Source organism: Propioniciclava coleopterorum (assembly GCF_011393335.1).
GTDB lineage: Bacteria > Actinomycetota > Actinomycetes > Propionibacteriales > Propionibacteriaceae > Propioniciclava > Propioniciclava coleopterorum.
This window is the reverse complement of sequence record NZ_CP049865.1, coordinates 707,466-724,055: the sequence shown is the minus strand read 5'-3', so window position 1 is coordinate 724,055 and position 16,590 is coordinate 707,466. Positions and strand designations below refer to the sequence as shown.

The 16,590-nt window shown below is 74.1% G+C and carries 17 protein-coding genes and 3 pseudogenes; 12 read left to right on the top strand and 8 right to left on the bottom strand.

All coding sequences use genetic code 11. The features are described from left to right. Positions 1 to 9: 9 nt before the first annotated feature. The 5 genes and pseudogenes from G7070_RS18325 to G7070_RS03520 all read left to right on the top strand — a co-directional run. Positions 10 to 923: pseudogene (locus G7070_RS18325) on the top strand (L-arabinose isomerase family protein); the annotation flags it as partial. Then, positions 900 to 1,517 (top strand): L-arabinose isomerase family protein, encoded by a 618-nt coding sequence (locus G7070_RS18320; protein WP_431977930.1) that lies wholly within the window; start codon positions 900 to 902, stop codon positions 1,515 to 1,517. The pseudogene G7070_RS18325 and the gene G7070_RS18320, both read left to right, overlap by 24 nt. After that, a pseudogene (locus G7070_RS18315) lies at positions 1,518 to 2,189 on the top strand (LacI family DNA-binding transcriptional regulator); the annotation flags it as partial. It abuts the gene before it with no gap. Next, entirely contained in the window at positions 2,093 to 2,506 is a 414-nt protein-coding gene (locus G7070_RS18310; RefSeq protein WP_246227614.1) for a substrate-binding domain-containing protein, read from the top strand. The pseudogene G7070_RS18315 and the gene G7070_RS18310, both read left to right, overlap by 97 nt. Positions 2,507 to 2,546: 40 nt before the next feature. Further along, positions 2,547 to 3,038, top strand: a complete 492-nt coding sequence (locus G7070_RS03520) for a DUF3806 domain-containing protein (protein ID WP_166232005.1) — start codon at positions 2,547 to 2,549, stop codon at positions 3,036 to 3,038. Between the two features lie 61 nt (positions 3,039 to 3,099). Here the strand turns inward: G7070_RS03520 and G7070_RS03515 are convergent, their stop codons facing one another. Both G7070_RS03515 and G7070_RS03510 read right to left on the bottom strand, forming a co-directional pair. After that, entirely contained in the window at positions 3,100 to 3,687 is a 588-nt protein-coding gene (locus G7070_RS03515; RefSeq protein ID WP_166232003.1) for a TetR/AcrR family transcriptional regulator, read from the bottom strand. A 148-nt stretch (positions 3,688 to 3,835) separates the two neighbouring features. Then, positions 3,836 to 4,189: a hypothetical protein gene (locus G7070_RS03510; protein WP_166232001.1), complete on the bottom strand. Its 354-nt coding sequence runs from the start codon at positions 4,187 to 4,189 to the stop codon at positions 3,836 to 3,838. Between the two features lie 165 nt (positions 4,190 to 4,354). On the opposite strand from G7070_RS03510, the gene G7070_RS03505 reads away from it, so the two are divergent. From G7070_RS03505 to G7070_RS03490, 4 genes are all read left to right on the top strand, one after another. Beyond that, positions 4,355 to 5,128 (top strand): alpha/beta hydrolase, encoded by a 774-nt coding sequence (locus G7070_RS03505; protein WP_206079919.1) that lies wholly within the window; start codon positions 4,355 to 4,357, stop codon positions 5,126 to 5,128. Between the two features lie 13 nt (positions 5,129 to 5,141). Next, positions 5,142 to 5,975 (top strand): aldo/keto reductase, encoded by an 834-nt coding sequence (locus G7070_RS03500; protein WP_206079918.1) that lies wholly within the window; start codon positions 5,142 to 5,144, stop codon positions 5,973 to 5,975. 191 nt (positions 5,976 to 6,166) lie between these two features. Then, positions 6,167 to 7,153 carry an aldo/keto reductase gene (locus tag G7070_RS03495; RefSeq protein WP_166231997.1) on the top strand — a complete coding sequence of 329 codons (987 nt, stop codon included), beginning with the start codon at positions 6,167 to 6,169 and terminating at the stop codon, positions 7,151 to 7,153. A 93-nt stretch (positions 7,154 to 7,246) separates the two neighbouring features. Then, positions 7,247 to 8,152, top strand: a complete 906-nt coding sequence (locus tag G7070_RS03490) for a VOC family protein (RefSeq protein ID WP_166231995.1) — start codon at positions 7,247 to 7,249, stop codon at positions 8,150 to 8,152. A gap of 28 nt (positions 8,153 to 8,180) precedes the next feature. Here the strand turns inward: G7070_RS03490 and G7070_RS03485 are convergent, their stop codons facing one another. The 3 genes and pseudogenes from G7070_RS03485 to G7070_RS17530 all read right to left on the bottom strand — a co-directional run bounded on the left by G7070_RS03485 (position 8,181) and on the right by G7070_RS17530 (position 10,362). Beyond that, positions 8,181 to 8,861, bottom strand: coding sequence for a glycoside hydrolase family 43 protein (locus tag G7070_RS03485; protein WP_431977929.1), 681 nt, complete (start codon positions 8,859 to 8,861; stop codon positions 8,181 to 8,183). A gap of 205 nt (positions 8,862 to 9,066) precedes the next feature. After that, positions 9,067 to 10,203: pseudogene (locus G7070_RS03480) on the bottom strand (ABC transporter substrate-binding protein); the annotation flags it as partial. Between the two features lie 21 nt (positions 10,204 to 10,224). Further along, positions 10,225 to 10,362: a hypothetical protein gene (locus G7070_RS17530; RefSeq protein WP_206079916.1), complete on the bottom strand. Its 138-nt coding sequence runs from the start codon at positions 10,360 to 10,362 to the stop codon at positions 10,225 to 10,227. A 131-nt stretch (positions 10,363 to 10,493) separates the two neighbouring features. Here G7070_RS17530 and G7070_RS03475 point away from each other — a divergent pair, with 131 nt between their 5' ends. Next, positions 10,494 to 12,080 (top strand): MGH1-like glycoside hydrolase domain-containing protein, encoded by a 1,587-nt coding sequence (locus G7070_RS03475; RefSeq protein ID WP_166231993.1) that lies wholly within the window; start codon positions 10,494 to 10,496, stop codon positions 12,078 to 12,080. A gap of 40 nt (positions 12,081 to 12,120) precedes the next feature. Here the strand turns inward: G7070_RS03475 and G7070_RS03470 are convergent, their stop codons facing one another. After that, on the bottom strand, positions 12,121 to 12,690 hold the full coding sequence (locus G7070_RS03470; RefSeq protein WP_166231991.1) for a TIGR03086 family metal-binding protein: 570 nt from the start codon (positions 12,688 to 12,690) through the stop codon (positions 12,121 to 12,123). Between the two features lie 73 nt (positions 12,691 to 12,763). On the opposite strand from G7070_RS03470, the gene G7070_RS03465 reads away from it, so the two are divergent. Both G7070_RS03465 and G7070_RS03460 read left to right on the top strand, forming a co-directional pair. Further along, on the top strand, positions 12,764 to 13,612 hold the full coding sequence (locus G7070_RS03465) for a helix-turn-helix domain-containing protein (RefSeq protein ID WP_166231989.1): 849 nt from the start codon (positions 12,764 to 12,766) through the stop codon (positions 13,610 to 13,612). A 61-nt stretch (positions 13,613 to 13,673) separates the two neighbouring features. After that, a complete protein-coding gene (locus tag G7070_RS03460; protein ID WP_166231987.1) occupies positions 13,674 to 14,036 on the top strand; it encodes a bleomycin resistance protein in 363 nt (120 codons plus the stop codon). Between the two features lie 87 nt (positions 14,037 to 14,123). Here the strand turns inward: G7070_RS03460 and G7070_RS03455 are convergent, their stop codons facing one another. Both G7070_RS03455 and G7070_RS03450 read right to left on the bottom strand, forming a co-directional pair. After that, a complete protein-coding gene (locus G7070_RS03455) occupies positions 14,124 to 14,936 on the bottom strand; it encodes an SDR family NAD(P)-dependent oxidoreductase (protein ID WP_166231985.1) in 813 nt (270 codons plus the stop codon). 1 nt (position 14,937) lies between these two features. Further along, positions 14,938 to 16,584, bottom strand: a complete 1,647-nt coding sequence (locus G7070_RS03450; protein ID WP_166231983.1) for an FAD-binding protein — start codon at positions 16,582 to 16,584, stop codon at positions 14,938 to 14,940. Positions 16,585 to 16,590: the final 6 nt, after the last annotated feature.

The window sequence follows — 16,590 nt, the reverse complement described above, 5'->3', positions numbered from 1 at the left end:
GGACGCACCATGCAGAACCCCTTCGAGGGCAAGCGGATCTGGTTCCTCACCGGATCGCAGGACCTCTACGGCCCCGAGACCCTCGACCAGGTGGCGGCCCAGGCCGCCGAGGTCGTCGCCCAGCTGAACGCGGGCGGCGAGATCCCCGTCGAGGTCGTCGGGCGGCCGACGCTGAAGGACCGCGACGCCATCCGCGCGGAGATGCTGGCCGCGAACGCCGACGACGCCGTGGTCGGGGTCATCACCTGGATGCACACGTTCTCCCCGGCCAAGATGTGGCTGCTGGGGCTCGACGCCCTGGCCAAGCCGCTGCTGCACCTGCACACCCAGGCGTCCGCCGCGCTGCCGTGGGCGACCCTCGACATGGACTACATGAACCTCAACCAGTCCGCGCACGGCGACCGCGAGTTCGCCTACGCCGCCACCCGGCTGGGCAAGGCGCGCCGGACGGTCGTGGGGCACGCCGGCCAGGACGCGACCCGCGCCAAGATCGGTGACTGGGCCCGCGCCGCCACGGCCTGGGACGACCTCCACCACCTTTCGGTGGCCCGCTTCGGCGACAACATGCGCAACGTCGCCGTCACCGAGGGCGACAAGACCGAGGCCGAGCTGACCCTCGGCGTCGCGATCAACACCTGGGGCGTCAACGACCTCGTGGCCGCCGTCGCCGCGGTCGCCGAGGCCGACATCGACGCGCTGGTCGCCGAGTACGAGCGGCTCTACGACGTCGCCCCGAGCTGCGCGCGGGCGGGGACCGGCACGCGTCGCTGCGCGAGGGCGCACGCCAGGAGATCGGGCTGCGGCACTTCCTGGAGGCGGGCGGCTTCGGGGCGTTCACCACCAACTTCGAGGACCTCGGCGGCCTGACGCAGTTGCCCGGGCTGGCCGTGCAGCGGCTGATGGCGGACGGCTACGGGTTCGGCGCCGAGGGCGACTGGAAGACCGCGATCCTGGTCCGCGCGGCGAAGGTGATGGGGCACGGCCGGCCGGGCGGGGCGTCCCTGATGGAGGACTACGTCTACGAGATGCGGCCGGGCATCGAGAAGATCCTGGGCGCCCACATGCTGGAGGTCTGCCCGAGCCTGACCACGGCGCGCCCGCGCCTGGAGGTCCACCCCCTGGGGATCGGCGACCGCGACGACCCGGTGCGCCTGGTCTTCGACGCCGACGCGGGTCCCGCGCTCGTGATCGCGCTGGCCGACCTGCGGGAGCGGTTCCGGCTGACCGCCAACGTGGTGGACAACGTCGCCCCCGACGAGCCGCTGCCGCTGCTGCCCGTCGCCCGCGCCGTCTGGGTGCCCCGGCCCGACTTCGCGACCTCGGCCGAATGCTGGCTGATCGCCGGCGCGGCGCACCACACGGCCATGACGACGGCGACCACGCTGGAGATGTGGCAGGATCTGGCCGCGATCGCGGGCATGGAGCTCGCGGTCATCGACGAGTCCACGCAGCCGCGGGCGTTCGCGCGTGAGCGCCGCCTCGAGCACGTGTGGCACCGGATGACGCAGGGGGTCTAGATGCCGGAGGCGCGCACGCCGTCCATGGCCGACGTCGCGGCGCGCGCCGGGGTCTCGCACCAGACGGTGTCGCGGGTGCTCAACGAGCCCGCGGTCGTCCGGCCGCAGACCCGCGAGCGGGTCGAGCGCGCCATCGCCGAGCTCGGCTACCGGCGCAACCTGGCCGCCCGCGCGCTGGCCACCCGGCACACCGCCCTGATCGGCGTCCTCGCCACGGGACTGGACTACCACGGGCCGGCGAGCACGCTGGCCGCCGTCGAGGACGCCGCCCGCGCCGCCGGGTACGCCACCCTGGTCGGCATCCTGGGCGGGGCCGACGACGCGCCCGGGCTGCTCGAGTCGTTCCTGGCGCGCGGGGTGGAGGGCATCGTCGTCATCGCACCCCAGGACGCCGTCGTCGCGGCCGTCGCCGAAGCCGGCGCAGGCGTCCCGACGGTGCTGGTCGCCGACGGCGCGGAGCCCACCGCCGGCGTGCGCGTCGTGGCGGTCGACCAGGAGGGGGGTGCGCGGCGGGCCACCGAGGCGCTGATCGCGTCCGGCTGCCGCAGCATCGTCCACGTCGCGGGGCCGCTGGACTGGTTCGACGCCCGCGGCCGCGTCCGCGGCTGGGAGGCCGCCCTGGACGCCGCCGGGCTGCCGCGTCCGGCGCTGCTGCACGGGGACTGGTCGGCCGAGCGCGCCTACGCCCTGGGCGCCGAGCTGGCCCTCGATCCCCCGACGGCGTCTTCTGCGGCAACGACCTCACCGCGCTCGGCGTCCTCGCGGCGCTGCGGGACGCCGGCGTGGCCGTCCCCGGGCGCACACAGGTCGTCGGCTTCGACGACGTGGCGGGGGCGGGGTTCTTCGCCCCGCCGCTGACCACCGTTCGGCAGCCGTTCGACGAGTTGGGGCACCGCTGCCTGCGCGTCCTGCTCGACTGGGACGCCGACCCGGCCGCCGTCCACCGCATCGAGCCCGAGCTGGTGCTGCGGGGCAGCACGCGCCGCTGAGCGCCTCCGCTCGGCGTGCCGCGCGGCGGCGTGCCGGGCGGTGCGCCCACCGCGCAGGCCGGGTCCCGGAGGGCGGTGCGTCGGGCGGAACCCGAGCCCCGTAGGGTGGCGGGACGCCGAACGAGGAGAACCCCATGCTCGACATCGCGGAGATGAACCAGGCCGAGCGCGACTGGATCGCCTCGCTGACGGCCCCCTGTCCGGTCTGGTCGACGACCCGCGCGCCCTCTCGGACCACTTCGAGGCGGAGCGCGCCGCGTGGTTCGCGCTGCCCGAGGGGGAACGTCCCGACCCGAACCCGCTGATCAACGCGGTCGGTGCCGCGCTGGGCACCTACCTGGCCGGGAGGCTCGGGCTGCGCTGGGTGGTGGCCGCGGACGAGTACGGGACCGAGGCCGCCGTCTACCGCGAGCGCGACGAGGTGCTGCTCTACCCGATGAACGTCGTGGCCAAGCGGTGGACGCCGGAGCCCGGTTCTCTGGCGGAGGTCATGGCGGGCGTGGTCGGGACCATCGAGGGCGCCCGGCCCTGACCGTCCGGGCTTGCGCGGCGTGACCCCGCGTGTCGTGGGCCCCCGTGGCGCGACCGGCCGGCTACCCCTCGGCCGCGGGTGACCCGAGGCCGCCGGCCAGGATCGCGGTGACCTCCCGCGCCGCGACGGCGGGGTCGAGCCCGTGCTCGACGCCGGCGATGGCGGCCCCGATCAGGCCGTTGACGTACTGGGCGTGCCGCTCGGGGGCGGGGACGCCCTGCTCGGCCAACACCTGCACCAGCGGCCGGACCAGCGCGTCGTGCAGGGTCATGAGGTCCTCGAGATGGCTCGGCGCGAACTGCGCCTCGCGCAGCGCGTTGGCGAGTTGGTGCTTGCCGTCGGCCACCATCGCCAGGGTCTGCTCGACGTAGGTGCGCAGCCGCCCGTCGGCGGGCGCCGCGGCCAGCGCGGCCTCGATCTCCCGGTCCCAGGCGTCGAAGGCGTCGATCGCGACGGCGATCAGCAGGTCATCGCGGGAGGGGAAGTAGTCGTAGAAGCTGGTGCGCGACAGGCCGGCGCGCTCGCAGACCGCGCGGGGGACGGCCGCGGCGACGCCGTCGGCGAGCAGGATCTCCACCGCGGCCCGCACGAGCGCCGCGCGTTGCGCCGAGCGGTGCTCGGCGACGGTGGGGGCGGAGATCCTGGGCATCGGCTCAGTATGGCGTGGAATCGGCGGCGGCGGGCGTCCGTTCGGGGAGTGCGCCCGGGCCTGCGGGGGCGTCGCCGACCGCGGAGGACGGGCGTTCGAGCCGCCCGCGCGCCGACGGTGGGCCGCCCTCGAGAGGCGGCCCGGGTGGTCAGGCGTAGTTCTTCCAGATGGTGGCCAACAGGACGTTCAGGACGGTGAGTCCGCCCAGCGCCGGGAGCACCCAGCCGGCGATGGTCTCCTTCTTCCGGTTGAGCAGGGCGATGGTCAAGATGGCGAGCAGCACGAGGAGCTTGACGGTGATCTTGGCGTTGTTGACCTCATAGCCCAGCGGGTACTGCAGGCCGACCAGCGCGATGCCGGTCACCAGCATGGTCGTGGCGCCGTGCAGGATGGCCGGCGCCAGCGGGCCCGACTTCGACCGGGACTGCATGAGCACGCCGCCGAGAAGGGCCGCGACGCCGAGGATGTGGAGGGCGAGTATGACGTTCTTGAGGATCTCCATGCGGAAATGATAGCGACACCGTGTCGGCAACTTCTTCGGCGCCCGCTCCGGCACTTGCGCGGCGGGGGAGGGGATCGCCCCGAGCCGGCAGCAGCGGCGCGGCGCCGAAGACCGGTGCGGGCGCGATAGCGTCGGGGGACGACCACCACCGCGAAGGAGCCCGCCGTGCGCGTGTTCACCGAACAGATCACTCCGACCGCGACCCTGACCGGGTACGTGCAGGACGCCAGCGCCGAACTCGCCGGCACCGAGATGCGGCCGGCGGTCCTGGTGCTGCCCGGCGGCGGCTACCGCTACTGCTCCGACCGGGAGGCGGAGCCGATCGCGCTGGCCTACCTCGCCGAGGGCTTCAACGCGTTCGTGCTGCGCTACGCCACCGGCGAGCACCCCTGGGAGGACTCGCGCGCCGACGGCGTCGCCGGACTGGAGTGGGTCCGCGACCACGCCGCCGAGAACGGGACCGACCCCGCACAGGTCGCCGTCGTCGGGTTCTCGGCCGGCGGTCACCTCGCGGCGACACTCGGGGTGTCCGCCCCGCGGCGTCCCGACGCGCTGGTGCTGGGCTACCCGGTGACGCTGGCGAGCCTGGGCCCGTACATGGGCAAGCGGATCCTCGACACGGTCGAGGCCGTCGACGACGCCACCCCGCCCGCCTTCGTGTTCAGCACGCAGGGCGACGAGACGGTCCCGGTCGAGAACACGCTCGACTTCTGCTCGGCGCTGGCGCGCCGCCGGATCCCGTTCGAGGCCCACGTCTACCTGCTCGGGCCCCACGGCATCAGCCTGGCCAAGCCGCTGACCGCGTCCGGCCGCGCCGCCATGGTGGACGCCGACGTGGCGGCCTGGCTGCCCGACAGCGTCCGGTTCCTGCGGCAGGTGTTCGGCGACTTCCCGGTCCAGGGCGAGCCCCAGACCTTCGCGACGTTCGGACGGGGCTGAGGTGCCGCCCCGCGTGCCGACGGTGCCGCTGCCGGGCGGCGGCGGCATCCCGCAGTTGGGGTTCGGCACCTACAAGGTCGCGCCCGAGCAGGCCGAGGGGGTCGTCGCGGAGGCGCTGGCGGCGGGATACCGCCACATCGACACCGCCGCCATGTACGGCAACGAGCGCGAGGTCGGCCGCGCGCTCGCGGCGTCCGGGATCCCGCGCGCCGACCTGTTCGTCACCTCCAAGCTCGACAACCCCTACCACGCCGTCGCCGAGGTCGGCCCGGCGTTCGAGCGATCTCTGGACGATCTGGGCCTCGAGCGGCTCGACCTGTACCTGATCCACTGGCCGCTGGCCCGCAGCACCGACTACCGGGCGACGTGGGCCGCCGTGGTGGACCTCCTGGCCACCGGCCGGGTCGCGGCGGTCGGCGTCTCCAACTTCACCGCGGAGCACCTGCGCGCGGTCATCGACGCCACCGGGGTCGTGCCGGCGGTGAACCAGGTCGAGATCAACCCCTACCTCAGCCAGGAGCCGCTGCGCGCCCTGCACCGGAAGTGGGGCATCGTCACGCAGGCCTGGTCGCCGCTGGCGCGCGGCCGCGTCCTGACGGACCCCCAGGTGCTCGCGGTCGCGCACCGGCTCGGCGCGACGCCCGCGCAGGTCGTGCTGGCGTGGCACCTCGACCGCGGCGACGTGACGTTCCCCAAGGCGTCCAGCCCGGCGCGGATGGCGGAGAACCTCGGCGCCCTCGACGTCGCCTGGGACGCCGACGCCCGGGCCGTTCTGGACGGCCTGAACCGCGACGAACGCTCCGGCAGCGACCCCGACGTCGTCGAACTCGACGGCGGCCGCCGCTGACCGCCGGTCCCCGCTGACCGCCGGTCCCCGCTGACCGCCGGTCCCCGCTGACCACCGGTCCCCGCGGGCCCGGCGCCCGTCGAGGTCGCGGTCGACGCCGTGATGTGGGCCGGGGCTCGCCGCGCGGCGGCCCCCGGGCGTACGGTCGGCTCAGGGTCGGCCGCCCCCGCCCGGCCCTGGAGAGGATCGACATGCATCAGCGCACCCTCGGCCCCGACCTGACCGTCTCCGCGATCGGCCTGGGCGCCATGGGGATGTCCCAGAGCTACGGACCCAACCCCGGCGACCGGGACGCGATGATCCGCGTCCTGCGCTCCGCGCCCGAGCACGGCGTGACGTTCTACGACACCGCCGAGGTCTACGGGCCCTACGTCAACGAGGAACTCGTCGGGGAGGCGCTGGAGCCGATCCGCGACGACGTGGTGATCGCGACGAAGTTCGGCTGGCGCATCGAGGACGGCCGCAGCGTCGGCCTCGACAGCAGCCCGGCCCAGATCCGGCGCGTCGCCGAGGCGTCCCTGCGGCGGCTGCGCACCGACGTGATCGACCTGTTCTACCAGCACCGCGTCGACCCCGCCGTCCCCATCGAGGACGTCGCGGGCACGGTCGCCGAGCTGATCGCGGAGGGCAAGGTGCGGCACTTCGGGCTGTCCGAGGCGTCCGCAGCCACGATCCGCGCCGCCCACGCCGTGCAGCCGGTCGCCGCCCTGCAGAGCGAGTACTCGCTGTGGACGCGCGGCGTCGAGGACGCGGTCCTGCCGACCCTGCGCGAGCTCGGCATCGGCCTGGTGCCGTTCAGCCCGCTCGGCAAGGGGTTCCTCACCGGCACCGTGGACGCCGCGACGGACTTCGCCAAGGGCGACATCCGGTCCACGATCCCGCGGTTCACCCCCGAGAACAGGGACGCCAATCAGGCGTTGGTGGAGCGCGTCCGGACGCTGGCCGACGGCCGCGGGGCCACCCCGGGACAGGTGGCGCTGGCGTGGCTGCTGGCCCAGGGCCCCGACATCGTCCCCATCCCGGGCACGCGGCGCACCGAGCGGATCGCCGAGAACGCCGGCTCCGCCGCGGTCGCGCTGTCGGCCGACGAGGTCGCCGAGCTCAGCGCGCTGGCCGGGCGGGTCGGCGTCGCCGGCGACCGGTACAACCCCCAGCAGATGCGCTACATCGACGTCTAGGCCGGCCACGGGCCGCGCCGAACTCTGTCCTGAGCCGCGGCGGAGTCGTAGCGTGGGGGCCTGACGCCCCGCCGGGGCGCGGGGAAGGTCGTCATGCAGCGCATCGTGCCCAACATCTGGTTCGACCACACCGCCGCCGAGGCGGTCGAGTTCTACGTCTCGGTGCTGCCGGACGCCGCGGTGGTCGAGACGGTCCGGTACCCGACCGAGGGGCTGCCGGACTTCCAGCGCGAGCTGGCCGGCGACGTGCTGACGGTCGAGTTCGAGGTGGCGGGCTACCGGATGATCGCGATCAACGCGGGCCCGGAGTTCGAGGTCAACACGTCGGTGTCGTTCATGCTGAACTTCGACCCGTCGGTCGACCCGAGCGCCGTGGAGCGGCTCGACGCCGTCTGGGACGCGCTGCTGGCCGACGGCGAGGCCGTCCTGCCGCTGCGTGCCTACCCGTTCAGCGCGCGCTACGGGTGGGTGCGGGACCGCTACGGGGTGTCGTGGCAGCTGATCCTGGCCGACTCCGAGGGCGGCGGCGTGCCCGCGGTGCTGCCGACGCTGACGTTCGCCGACGGCGTCCAGAACCGGGCGCGGGAGGCGCTGGAGTTCTACGCCGAGGTGTTCGGCGGGCGGGTGCAGACGCTGGTGCCCTACGGCGAGCAGGTGGGCCCCGCCGCGCCCGAGGCCCTCCAGTTCGGCGACCTGCAGCTGTTCGACCAGTGGTTCGCGGCGATGGACTCCGGCGTGGCCTCCGACGTCACGTTCAACTGCGGGGTCTCCCTGATGGTGAACTGCCACGGCCAGGAGGAGCTTGACCGCTGGTGGTCGCAGCTCAGCGCCGTCCCCGAGGCCGAGCAGTGCGGCTGGTGCGCCGACAGGTTCGGCGTGAGCTGGCAGCTCGTCCCCGACAACCTGGGCGAGCTGATGGCCGCCCCGGGCGCCTACGACACGCTGATGGGCATGAAGAAGATCGAGATCGCCGGCTTCGGGGCCCCGGGCGCGGTCTGACCCACCCGGTGCCGGCGCGCGCCGCCGCTCAGTCGGCCAGCCGCAGCCGGTCGCCGTCCTCGAGCAGCGTGCGGATCACCAGGCGCTCGTTCGGGGTGTCGTTGGGCGTGTGGTAGGTCGCCCGCAGGGCGCCGTCCAGGTCGCGGAAGACCATGCCGTGCCCGCAGCCCCCGTCGATCAGCGGCTCGGGCTCGTGCTCCCACGGACCGACGATCTCCCCGGACGCCGACCGCGCCACCCCCATCGCGTACCCGGCGTCGGTGAAGCTGGACCACAGCATCAGCAGCGCGCCCGAGGCCGTCCGGTGCAGGAACGGGCCGTCGGTGACGTGGACGTCGAAGGGGCGCGCCTTGTGGGGCGGCAGGGCGAGCGGGCGCGTCCAGGGCGCCTCGGACGCGTTGAACAGCCAGACCGGGCGCCCGGCGGCCCGACGCAGGTCCGGGGTGAGCGGCATCGCCCACATGCCGCCGTCGTGCACCTGCTGCCACTCGTGGCAGAACACCGTCCAGGGGGTTCCGTCCTCGGCGACGAACAGGGTGGCGTCCAGGCACTGCCACCCCGGCGGCGTGATCGGGCCGTCCGACCAGGGCTCGTAGGGGCCCTGCACCGCGTCCGCGCGCAGGATGTGGCTGGCCCGCAGCGCGCCGGCCGCGTGGAAGGTGGCGAACAGGTACCAGGCATCGGCGAACCGGTGCGCCTCGGGGCCCAGAAGTTCTCGGTGCCCCAGAAGTCGGGGCGGGCGCCGAAGGCCTCGACCGGCCCCTCCCAGGAGGAGAGGTCGGTCGAGGCGTAGCAGTCGAAACCCTGCCCGGGGCCGGTCCAGATGTTCGGGTCGGTGCTGCCGAACAGCCAGTAGCGGCCGTCGTCCACGACGACGAACGGGTCACGGATCTGGATCTCGCTGCTGTGCGGCATCAGGCGATGGCGCTCTGGGTCTCGGCGATCCAGCGGTCGGCGGCCTGCTCGGGCGTGGCCCGGGCGAACAGCACGTCGCTCATCGCGCGGTTGGTGATGTCGGTGACCTGCGTCGACCCGGGAGGCCCGATGAAGGTCGGCTGCAGGTCCATCTTGCCGATGCGGTCGATGTACTCGACCTCGGCCTTGCCCGTCGAGGACAGGGCCGGCGCGATGGCCTCGCGCACCGCCGAGTTCGTCGGGACGCCGCGGTCGTTGAGGACCTTCTTGCCCGCCTCCGGCGAGTTGAGCAGGTAGTCGATCAGCTTCGCGGCCGCCTGCGGGTGCTTGGACCTGGCGCTGATGGCGAAGAACTGGCTCGACTGCTGCCAGATGCCCGGCTTGCCGACGCTCTCGCCCGGCAGCTTGAACAGCTTCAGGTCCTGCCCGGCGGCCTTGCTGCCCGGCGTCAGGTAGTTGCTCCAGGTGACCGCCATGCCCGCCTTGTTGGTGGCGACGAGCGACTGCTCGATGGCGATGTTCACCTGCTCGGTGATGATGGACGCCGGGGGCGCGGCCTTGTCGTTGACCAGATCGAGCGAGTACTGGAAGTAGTCGGTGAGGGTCGGCTTGGTGAGCCCCAGCTTGCCGTCGGCGGTGTAGAGCCTCTCGCCGCGCTGGCGCGCCCAGGCGTCCAGGCTGTCGTGGGTCAGGCCGCCCGCGGCGCCGTAGACGCCGTCGGGGGATTTGGACTGGATCTTCTGCGCGATCCGCGCGTAGTCGTCCCACGTCCAGGTCTCGTCGTCGGGGAGCGCGACGCCGGCGTCCGCGAACACCTTCGGGTTCACCAGGACGCCGAGGGCGTTCACGCCGGTGGTGGCGCCGAACCGCTTGCCGTCGACCTTGCCGTTGTCGATCGCCCCCTGGTCGATCTTGTCGGTCGGGAACTCCGCCTTGACGGTGTCGAGGTCCAGCAGCACCTTCCGCCCGGTGTACTCGGGCAGGTAGGCCCCTCCCAGGGTGATCAGGTCGGGGGCGTCGTTGGCGGCCACCTGGGTGGCGAGCTTGTCGAAGTAGCCCGAGAACTCGCCCGGCTCGGTGACGACCTTGATGTCGGGATTCTCGGCCATGAAGGCGTCGACGATGGCCTGCGTGGTCTGGGCGCGGGTCGCGTTGCCTCACCAGGCGAACCGGATGGTCGCGGGGCCCTCCGGCGTGGGCGTCGCGCCCGGACCGCCGCCGGAGGAGCAGCCGGTGGCCAGGACGGCGAGCGAGGCGATGACCGCCGCGAGCCGCACCTTGTTTGCACGTTTCATTTCATCTCCCTTGATGCTGGTGGCGTCACCCTAGGGGCAGAGGGGGTCGCTGCGCCAGAGATTTGTAGCATCTTGAGACTAAATCGCAACCGGGGCCTGACCAGCCCGAGCGGGGTCGGTAGGGTGCCCGCATGGCTGACACCGCACCGCACCGGCCCGAGCAGGCAGCTGGCGAGGGCTGGTCCGACGCCCGCGTCACGTTCGCCGCGGACGGCCCGCTCGAGGGGGCCTGGCACGCCGCCACCGAGCGGCTGGAGCGCTGCCTGGTCGCGCACCCGGGCCGCGCGCCGATCCTGCACGAGGGCGGGATCTACGGGGGCGCGTGGGTCGAGTCCACGGCGTCCATCTGCTGCGAGGTGCTCGCCCGCTTCCTGCCGGGGGTGGCCGCCGAGACGATCCGGCGGGTCGTGTCGCAGCCGGGCCCCGACGGCCAGCTGCCCTACAAGGTGACCCCCGAGGGGCCCTCCTACGCCCAGATCCAGATGGTCACCCCGTTCGCGCGCAGCGTCGCCCGCGTCGCCGCCCTGGCCGCCGACCCGGCGCTGCTGGCCGACGCCTACCCCGCGCTGGCCGCCCACGACGCGTGGCTCGCCGAGCACCGCGACACCCGCGGCACCGGCGGCGTCGAGGCGTTCTGCACCTACGACACCGGTCACGACCGCTCCCCGCGGTTCTGGCACGTCCCCGACGGCTGCCCCGGAGGGGACGCCACCCGCTACGACCGCGACAACCCGCGGCTGCCGTTCGTCGCGCCCGACCTGACCGCCAACGTCGCCGCGCAGCGCCTGGCGCTGGCCGGCATCGCGGCGAGCCTGCACCTCGACCCGGAGCCGTGGCGCGTCAAGGCGGCCCGCTCGCAGCGCGCGCTGCTGGAGCAGACCTGGCACGACGAAGACGGCACGTTCTACGACCGCGACGCCCAGGGCGAGCCGGTCCGCGTGAACACCGACGCGCTGCTGCGGGTGCTCGCCTGCGGCATCGGCGGCGACGCCTTCTTCGACGCGGCCGCCGAGCGGCACCTGCTCAACCCGCGGCGCTTCTTCGCCGCGTTCCCGTTCACCTCGGTGGCCCTGGACGATCCGCGCTTCGACCCGCACACCGCCTACAACTCGTGGGCGGGGCCGACCAACATGCTGGCGATCCTGCGGGCCCCGGACGCGTTCGAGCCGCACGGCCGCTACGTGGAACTCGGCTGGGCGCTGTGGCCCACGGTGGCGGCCCTGAGCCGCGAGGTCCGGTTCGCCCAGACCGTCAACCCCTGGGTCGGCGACCAGGGGTTCACCTCGGACTACGCCCCGGCCATCCTGGCGCTGCTCGACTTCGTGGAGCGCTGCTGCGGCGTCCTGCCCCGGTTCGACCGGACGCTGTGGGTGACCGGCATGCGCGCCCCGCAGGTCCAGCACGACCTGCCCGCCACCGCGACCTCCTACGGCCGCGACGTCGGCGGGCGGCGCTACGACCTGCGCGTCGAGGGGGAGGACGCCACGCTGCGGGTGGACGGCGACGTCTCGGCGGTCTTCCCCGCGGGGCTGCGCCTCGTGCTGGACGCCGCGGGCGACCTGAGCGAGATCGTCGGCATGGTGGCGCGCACCGTCGAGGGCGAGCTGACCTGGGGCGGGACGACCGTCGAGGTCGCGGTGGCCGGCAACGAGCGCTGGGCGTGGAACGCCGGCCGGCCCGAGCGCGTGGCGGCGCGGGGCGTCATCGTGCCCCGCTGACGCGCGCCGCCCGGTCGGGCGCGGCCGGACGCGGCACCGGTCAGGCGGCCCAGTCGGGCCGGCGCCCCGACAGCCCCACCAACCGATCGAGCGGCGGGGCGTCCTCGGGGACCGGAACGGGAGCGGCGAAGGTCATGCCCTCGCCCTGGTTGTCCGGGGACAGCATCCCCGGGGCGAAGGCCAGCGTCGCCGCGAGGGCGTCCACGTCGGGGTTCCACGGCAGCCCGGCCGCCCGCGCCAGGTCCCAGCCGTGCACCTGGTACTCCCACAGGATCATGGCCAGCGCCAGGTCGCCCGGCATCGCGGAGCCGCCGATCGACAGCGGACGCTCGCCCGCGCCCGCCGTCAGGGCCGCGTCCAGCCGGTCGCGCAGGCCGCGCACCTGGGCCGACCCGTCGCCCGCCACCGCGACGGCGTCGGCGTCGCTGCAGGCGCCGTCGGGGCGGGAGAAGCCATCGGTGAAGGCGGTCAGCCAGCCGACGACGTGCCGGCGCAGCGCCGGGATCGGGAAGTCGTCGCAGGGAGTGGGGCCGTCGGCCTCGGCCGGGATCCGCTCCAGCAGGTCGGCCAGTTCGGTGAGGGTCGCGTGGACGTCCGTCTGTGTCGTCATGGGGACGACGCTAGGGAGCCCTCGTGGCCGCGGGATTGAAGATCCGCGCCAACCAGCCGGTAGCGTCGCCCCCATGACGACCGTGCGCGACACGCGCGGCATCATCGCCCCCCGGTCCATGATGCGCCGCGTCCGTTTCGAGCGGCTCCCCGCCCCCGATGCGCTGTCGGGGCTGATCGACTGGTTCTGGGCGGTGCGCTGGGAGTTCGACCCCGGCGTCCGTCACGCCCAGCAGGTGCTGTCGCTGCCCGCCGTCAACATCAGCATCGGCGACCCGCCGCCGCCCAGCGAGGCGCCCCCGCCCGGCCCCTACCCGCTGCGGACGGTGATCTCGGGTGTCCCGACGCGGCGCTCGACCCGCGTCCTGTCCGGGACGGGCTGGAACCTCGCCGCGAAGACCACGGTCGGGGGATTCGGGGCGTGGCTGGACGACGTGAGCGCCCTGACCGATCGCGCCCTGCCGGGCGCCGAGGTGCACCCGGCCTGGGGCGACGACCTCGCCGTCCGGGCCGAGCGGCGCGGGGTGGGCGAGGGCGCCGCGCTCCTGGCCTCGGCGCTCCTGGAGGCACTCTCCCGGCGGCCCGAGCGCCGCGTCCGCGAGGCCCGCGAGGTGGCGGAGGGGGCGCGCGCCGCCGAGGGCGATCGCCGGGTCCGGAGCGCGGCCGACCTCGCGTCCGCCACCGGCTGCAGCGTGCGGACGCTGCAGCGCCTCTACGCCTCCCACGTGGGCGTGTCGCCGACCTGGGTGATCCGCCGCTTCCGGATCATCGACGCGGCCGAGCGGGTGCAGGCCCGCGAGCCCGTCTCCTGGGCGGCGCTGGCCGCCGAGCTCGGCTACAGCGACCAGGCGCACCTGACCAGGGACTTCACGGCGACCCTGGGCACCACGCCCGCCGCCTACGCCCGCGCCGAGCGCGCCTGACCGCGCCACCCGCTCACCACCCGCGCTGCTTCGCCGCCGCCGGGCGTCGTAGCCTGGCCACGTGACCGACCTGGCAGTCCCGAACCTCCCCTCGCGCGACTTCGACCGCACCGTCAGCTTCTACGGCGGTTTCGGCTTCGCGGTCAGCTATCGCGACGAGGGATGGCTGATCCTGCGCCGCGGCGCGCTGCAGCTCGAGTTCTTCCCCTTCCCCGACCTCGATCCCGCCCGCAGTTCGTTCATGTGCAGCGTCCGCGTCGACGATCTCGACGGCCTGTACGCGCAGGTCTCCGCATCGGGGGTCGCCGAGAAGACCCTCGGGTGGCCGCGCCTCCACCCGGTTCGCCTGCAGCCCTGGGGGTTGCGCGCCGGATTCCTCGTCGACCTGGACGGGACACAGCTGCACCTCATCGAGAACGCCTGACCGTAGGCGTGCGGCCGCCTCCGCCGGTGCGTGGCGCGGGGCGACGCGCCGCGCGCCGGGCCCCGCACGTCAGTGGTGCTTGTCGACTCAACGCGGGCCGAGCAGGTGCCCCATCTTCTCCGCGATCAGGTCCATGGCCCGCTCCGGCGCGAGCCGGGTCAGGGCGTCCAGGCCCTTGGCGTCCCGGCCCACGAAGACGCGGTAGCTGCCGCGCTCCATGCCCCGGATGATCGTCTCGGCCGCGTCCGCCGGCGAGGTGGTCCTGGCGGCCGCCGCCGCCTGGTCGCGCGTCCCGGCGCCCGGCGTGGTCACGCCGCTGTTCGCGGTGATGTTGGTGCCCACCGCGCCCGGGAAGACGACCGTGACCGCCACCGGGCTGCCGCGCAGTTCGGCGCGCAGCCCCTCGGTGAGCAGCTTGACCGCCGCCTTGCTCGCCCCGTAGGCCGTCTGGCCCGGAACGGGGATGAACCCGCCCATGCTGGACACGTTCACCAGCGAGGCCGCGGGGCGCTCGAGCAGGTGCGGCAGGAACGCCTGGACCATGCCGACCACGCCCCAGAAGTTCACGTTCATCATCCGTTCGACCTCGGCGCGGGGCAGTTCCCCGAACCGGACGAAGCGCTGGATGATGCCCGCCACGTTGAGCAGGCCGTCCACCTGGCCGTGCTGGGCGATCACCTGGGCGGGCAGCGCGTCCACGGCGACCGCGTCGGTGACGTCGAGCGCGTGGACGCTGATCCGCGCCCCCGGGGGCGCCAGCGCCACGGTCTGCGCCAACTTCGCCGCGTCGAGGTCCACCGCGGCGACCTCGGCGCCGCGCCGCACCAGCCCCAGCACGATCTCCCGGCCGATGCCGTTGCCGCCGCCGGTCACCACGAACGTCTTGCCGCGCACGTCCATGTCAGGCCCTCCGCGCCAGTTCGCGCCCGGCGATGAAGCCGAAGACCGCGGCCGGTCCCAGCGTCGAGCCGGGCCCGGGGTAGGTGCGGCCCATCACCGAGGCGGAGTTGTTCCCCGCGGCGTAGAGCCCCGGGATGACCGTGCCGTCGGGGCGCAGCGCCCGGGCGCGCTCGTCGGTCAGGACGCCGCCCTTGGTGCCGAGGTCGCCCGCCACGAGCTCGACCGCGGTGAACGGACACTTCTCCAGCGGGCCCAGGTTCGGGTTCGGCCGAACGTTCGGGTCGCTGTAGTAGCGGTCGTAGGCGGAGTTGCCGCGGCCGAAGTCCTGGTCGATGCCGGTGCGGGCGAACCCGTTGAACCGGGCGACCGTCGCCTCGAGCCGGGCGGGTTCGACGCCGAGGGCGCGGGCCAGTTCGGCCAGCGTCCCGGCCTGGTGCCGGATCCCCGCGGCGGTCATCGCCTTGGTGGCCCGGGGATCCAGCGCGTAGGAGCGCAGGTAGCGCCGCGCGTGCCGGACGTCGGCGATCATCCAGAACCTCCCCGGGACGCGCTCGGCGTGCGCGCGCATGTGGTGGCCCAGGTCGACGTAGCTCTCGGCCTCGTTGGCGAACCGGTCGCCCGCAGCGTCCACGATCAGGCTGAACGGCATCGCCCGCTCGCTCACCAGGAAGGCCGCGCTGCCCTCGGGGGTCGCGGGCGGGATCGACCCGCCCCACCAGGCGTCGTCCATGAGGTCGATCGCCGCGCCGGCCCGCTCGGCCGCCGCGATCGGCCCGCCGAGGTTCCCGCGCGAGCCCGAGGACGCCGACCCGTCGATCCCGTGATGGCGCTCCCGCCAGGAGGTGTTGTGGTCGAAGCCGCCGCCGGCCAGCACGACGCCGCGCGTGGCGGCCACCGTGATCTCCTCGCCCGCCCGCTGCGCGCGCACGCCGACGACCCGGTCGTCCTCGACGATGAGCTCGGTGACGGGGCAGTCGAGCCACAGGGGGATGCCCAGTTCGCGGCTCGCGGTCAGCAGGGACGCCGTGAGCGCGGCGCCCATCCCGACCTTGTGCTGGCGGCGCAGCAGCATGGCGGCGACGCGGCCGACGACGCGGGCGCCGCGCACGGCGCCGCCCAGGCTCGACCAGGATCGCTGCAGCAGCCAGAAGTCGTCGGTCATCGCCGGCGCCGGGACGCCGTCCTGGCCGCGCGAGGACGCCCACCAGTCGTCGATCCTCTTGATGTCGAAGGGCTGGACCTCGATGGCGCGGCCGATCTTGCCGCCCGGGAGTTCGGGGTAGTAGTCGGGGTAGTCGGCCGACCGGGCGAACCGGACGCCGAGCCGCTCGGCCAGCGCGACGAAGCCGCCCACGTTGTCGACGAACGCCTCCTTGCGGGCGCGGCTCGTCGCGGGGCCGGCGTCCCCGACGGTGCGTTCCAGGTAGTCCAGGGCCTCTTCGCGCGAGTCGGCGGCGCCGTCGCGCTGCATCAGCGGATTGTTCGGCAGCCACAGCCCGCCGCCCGACATGGCCGAGCTTCCGCCCCAGCGGTCGGTGGACTCGAGCATCACGACGGCGGCTCCGCCGTCCGCCGCGGCGATCGCCGCGCTGAACGCCGCGGCACCGGAGCCGACGACGACGACGTCGTAGGTGTGATCGGGGTTCATGATCCC

Excerpts from the sequence above, each read along its gene's own strand:
- G7070_RS03515 (WP_166232003.1), bottom strand. The coding sequence starts at position 3,687 with ATGCCCAGGATCTCCGCCCCCACCGTCGCCGAGCACCGCTCGGCGCAA.
- G7070_RS17530 (WP_206079916.1), bottom strand. The coding sequence starts at position 10,362 with ATGAAACGTGCAAACAAGGTGCGGCTCGCGGCGGTCATCGCCTCGCTC.
- G7070_RS03465 (WP_166231989.1), top strand. The coding sequence starts at position 12,764 with ATGACGACCGTGCGCGACACGCGCGGCATCATCGCCCCCCGGTCCATG.
- G7070_RS03490 (WP_166231995.1), top strand. The coding sequence starts at position 7,247 with ATGCAGCGCATCGTGCCCAACATCTGGTTCGACCACACCGCCGCCGAG.
- G7070_RS03475 (WP_166231993.1), top strand. The coding sequence starts at position 10,494 with ATGGCTGACACCGCACCGCACCGGCCCGAGCAGGCAGCTGGCGAGGGC.
- G7070_RS03455 (WP_166231985.1), bottom strand. The coding sequence starts at position 14,936 with ATGGACGTGCGCGGCAAGACGTTCGTGGTGACCGGCGGCGGCAACGGC.
- G7070_RS03495 (WP_166231997.1), top strand. The coding sequence starts at position 6,167 with ATGCATCAGCGCACCCTCGGCCCCGACCTGACCGTCTCCGCGATCGGC.
- G7070_RS18320 (WP_431977930.1), top strand. The coding sequence starts at position 900 with ATGGCGGACGGCTACGGGTTCGGCGCCGAGGGCGACTGGAAGACCGCG.
- G7070_RS03510 (WP_166232001.1), bottom strand. The coding sequence starts at position 4,189 with ATGGAGATCCTCAAGAACGTCATACTCGCCCTCCACATCCTCGGCGTC.
- G7070_RS03450 (WP_166231983.1), bottom strand. The coding sequence starts at position 16,584 with ATGAACCCCGATCACACCTACGACGTCGTCGTCGTCGGCTCCGGTGCC.
- G7070_RS03470 (WP_166231991.1), bottom strand. The coding sequence starts at position 12,690 with ATGACGACACAGACGGACGTCCACGCGACCCTCACCGAACTGGCCGAC.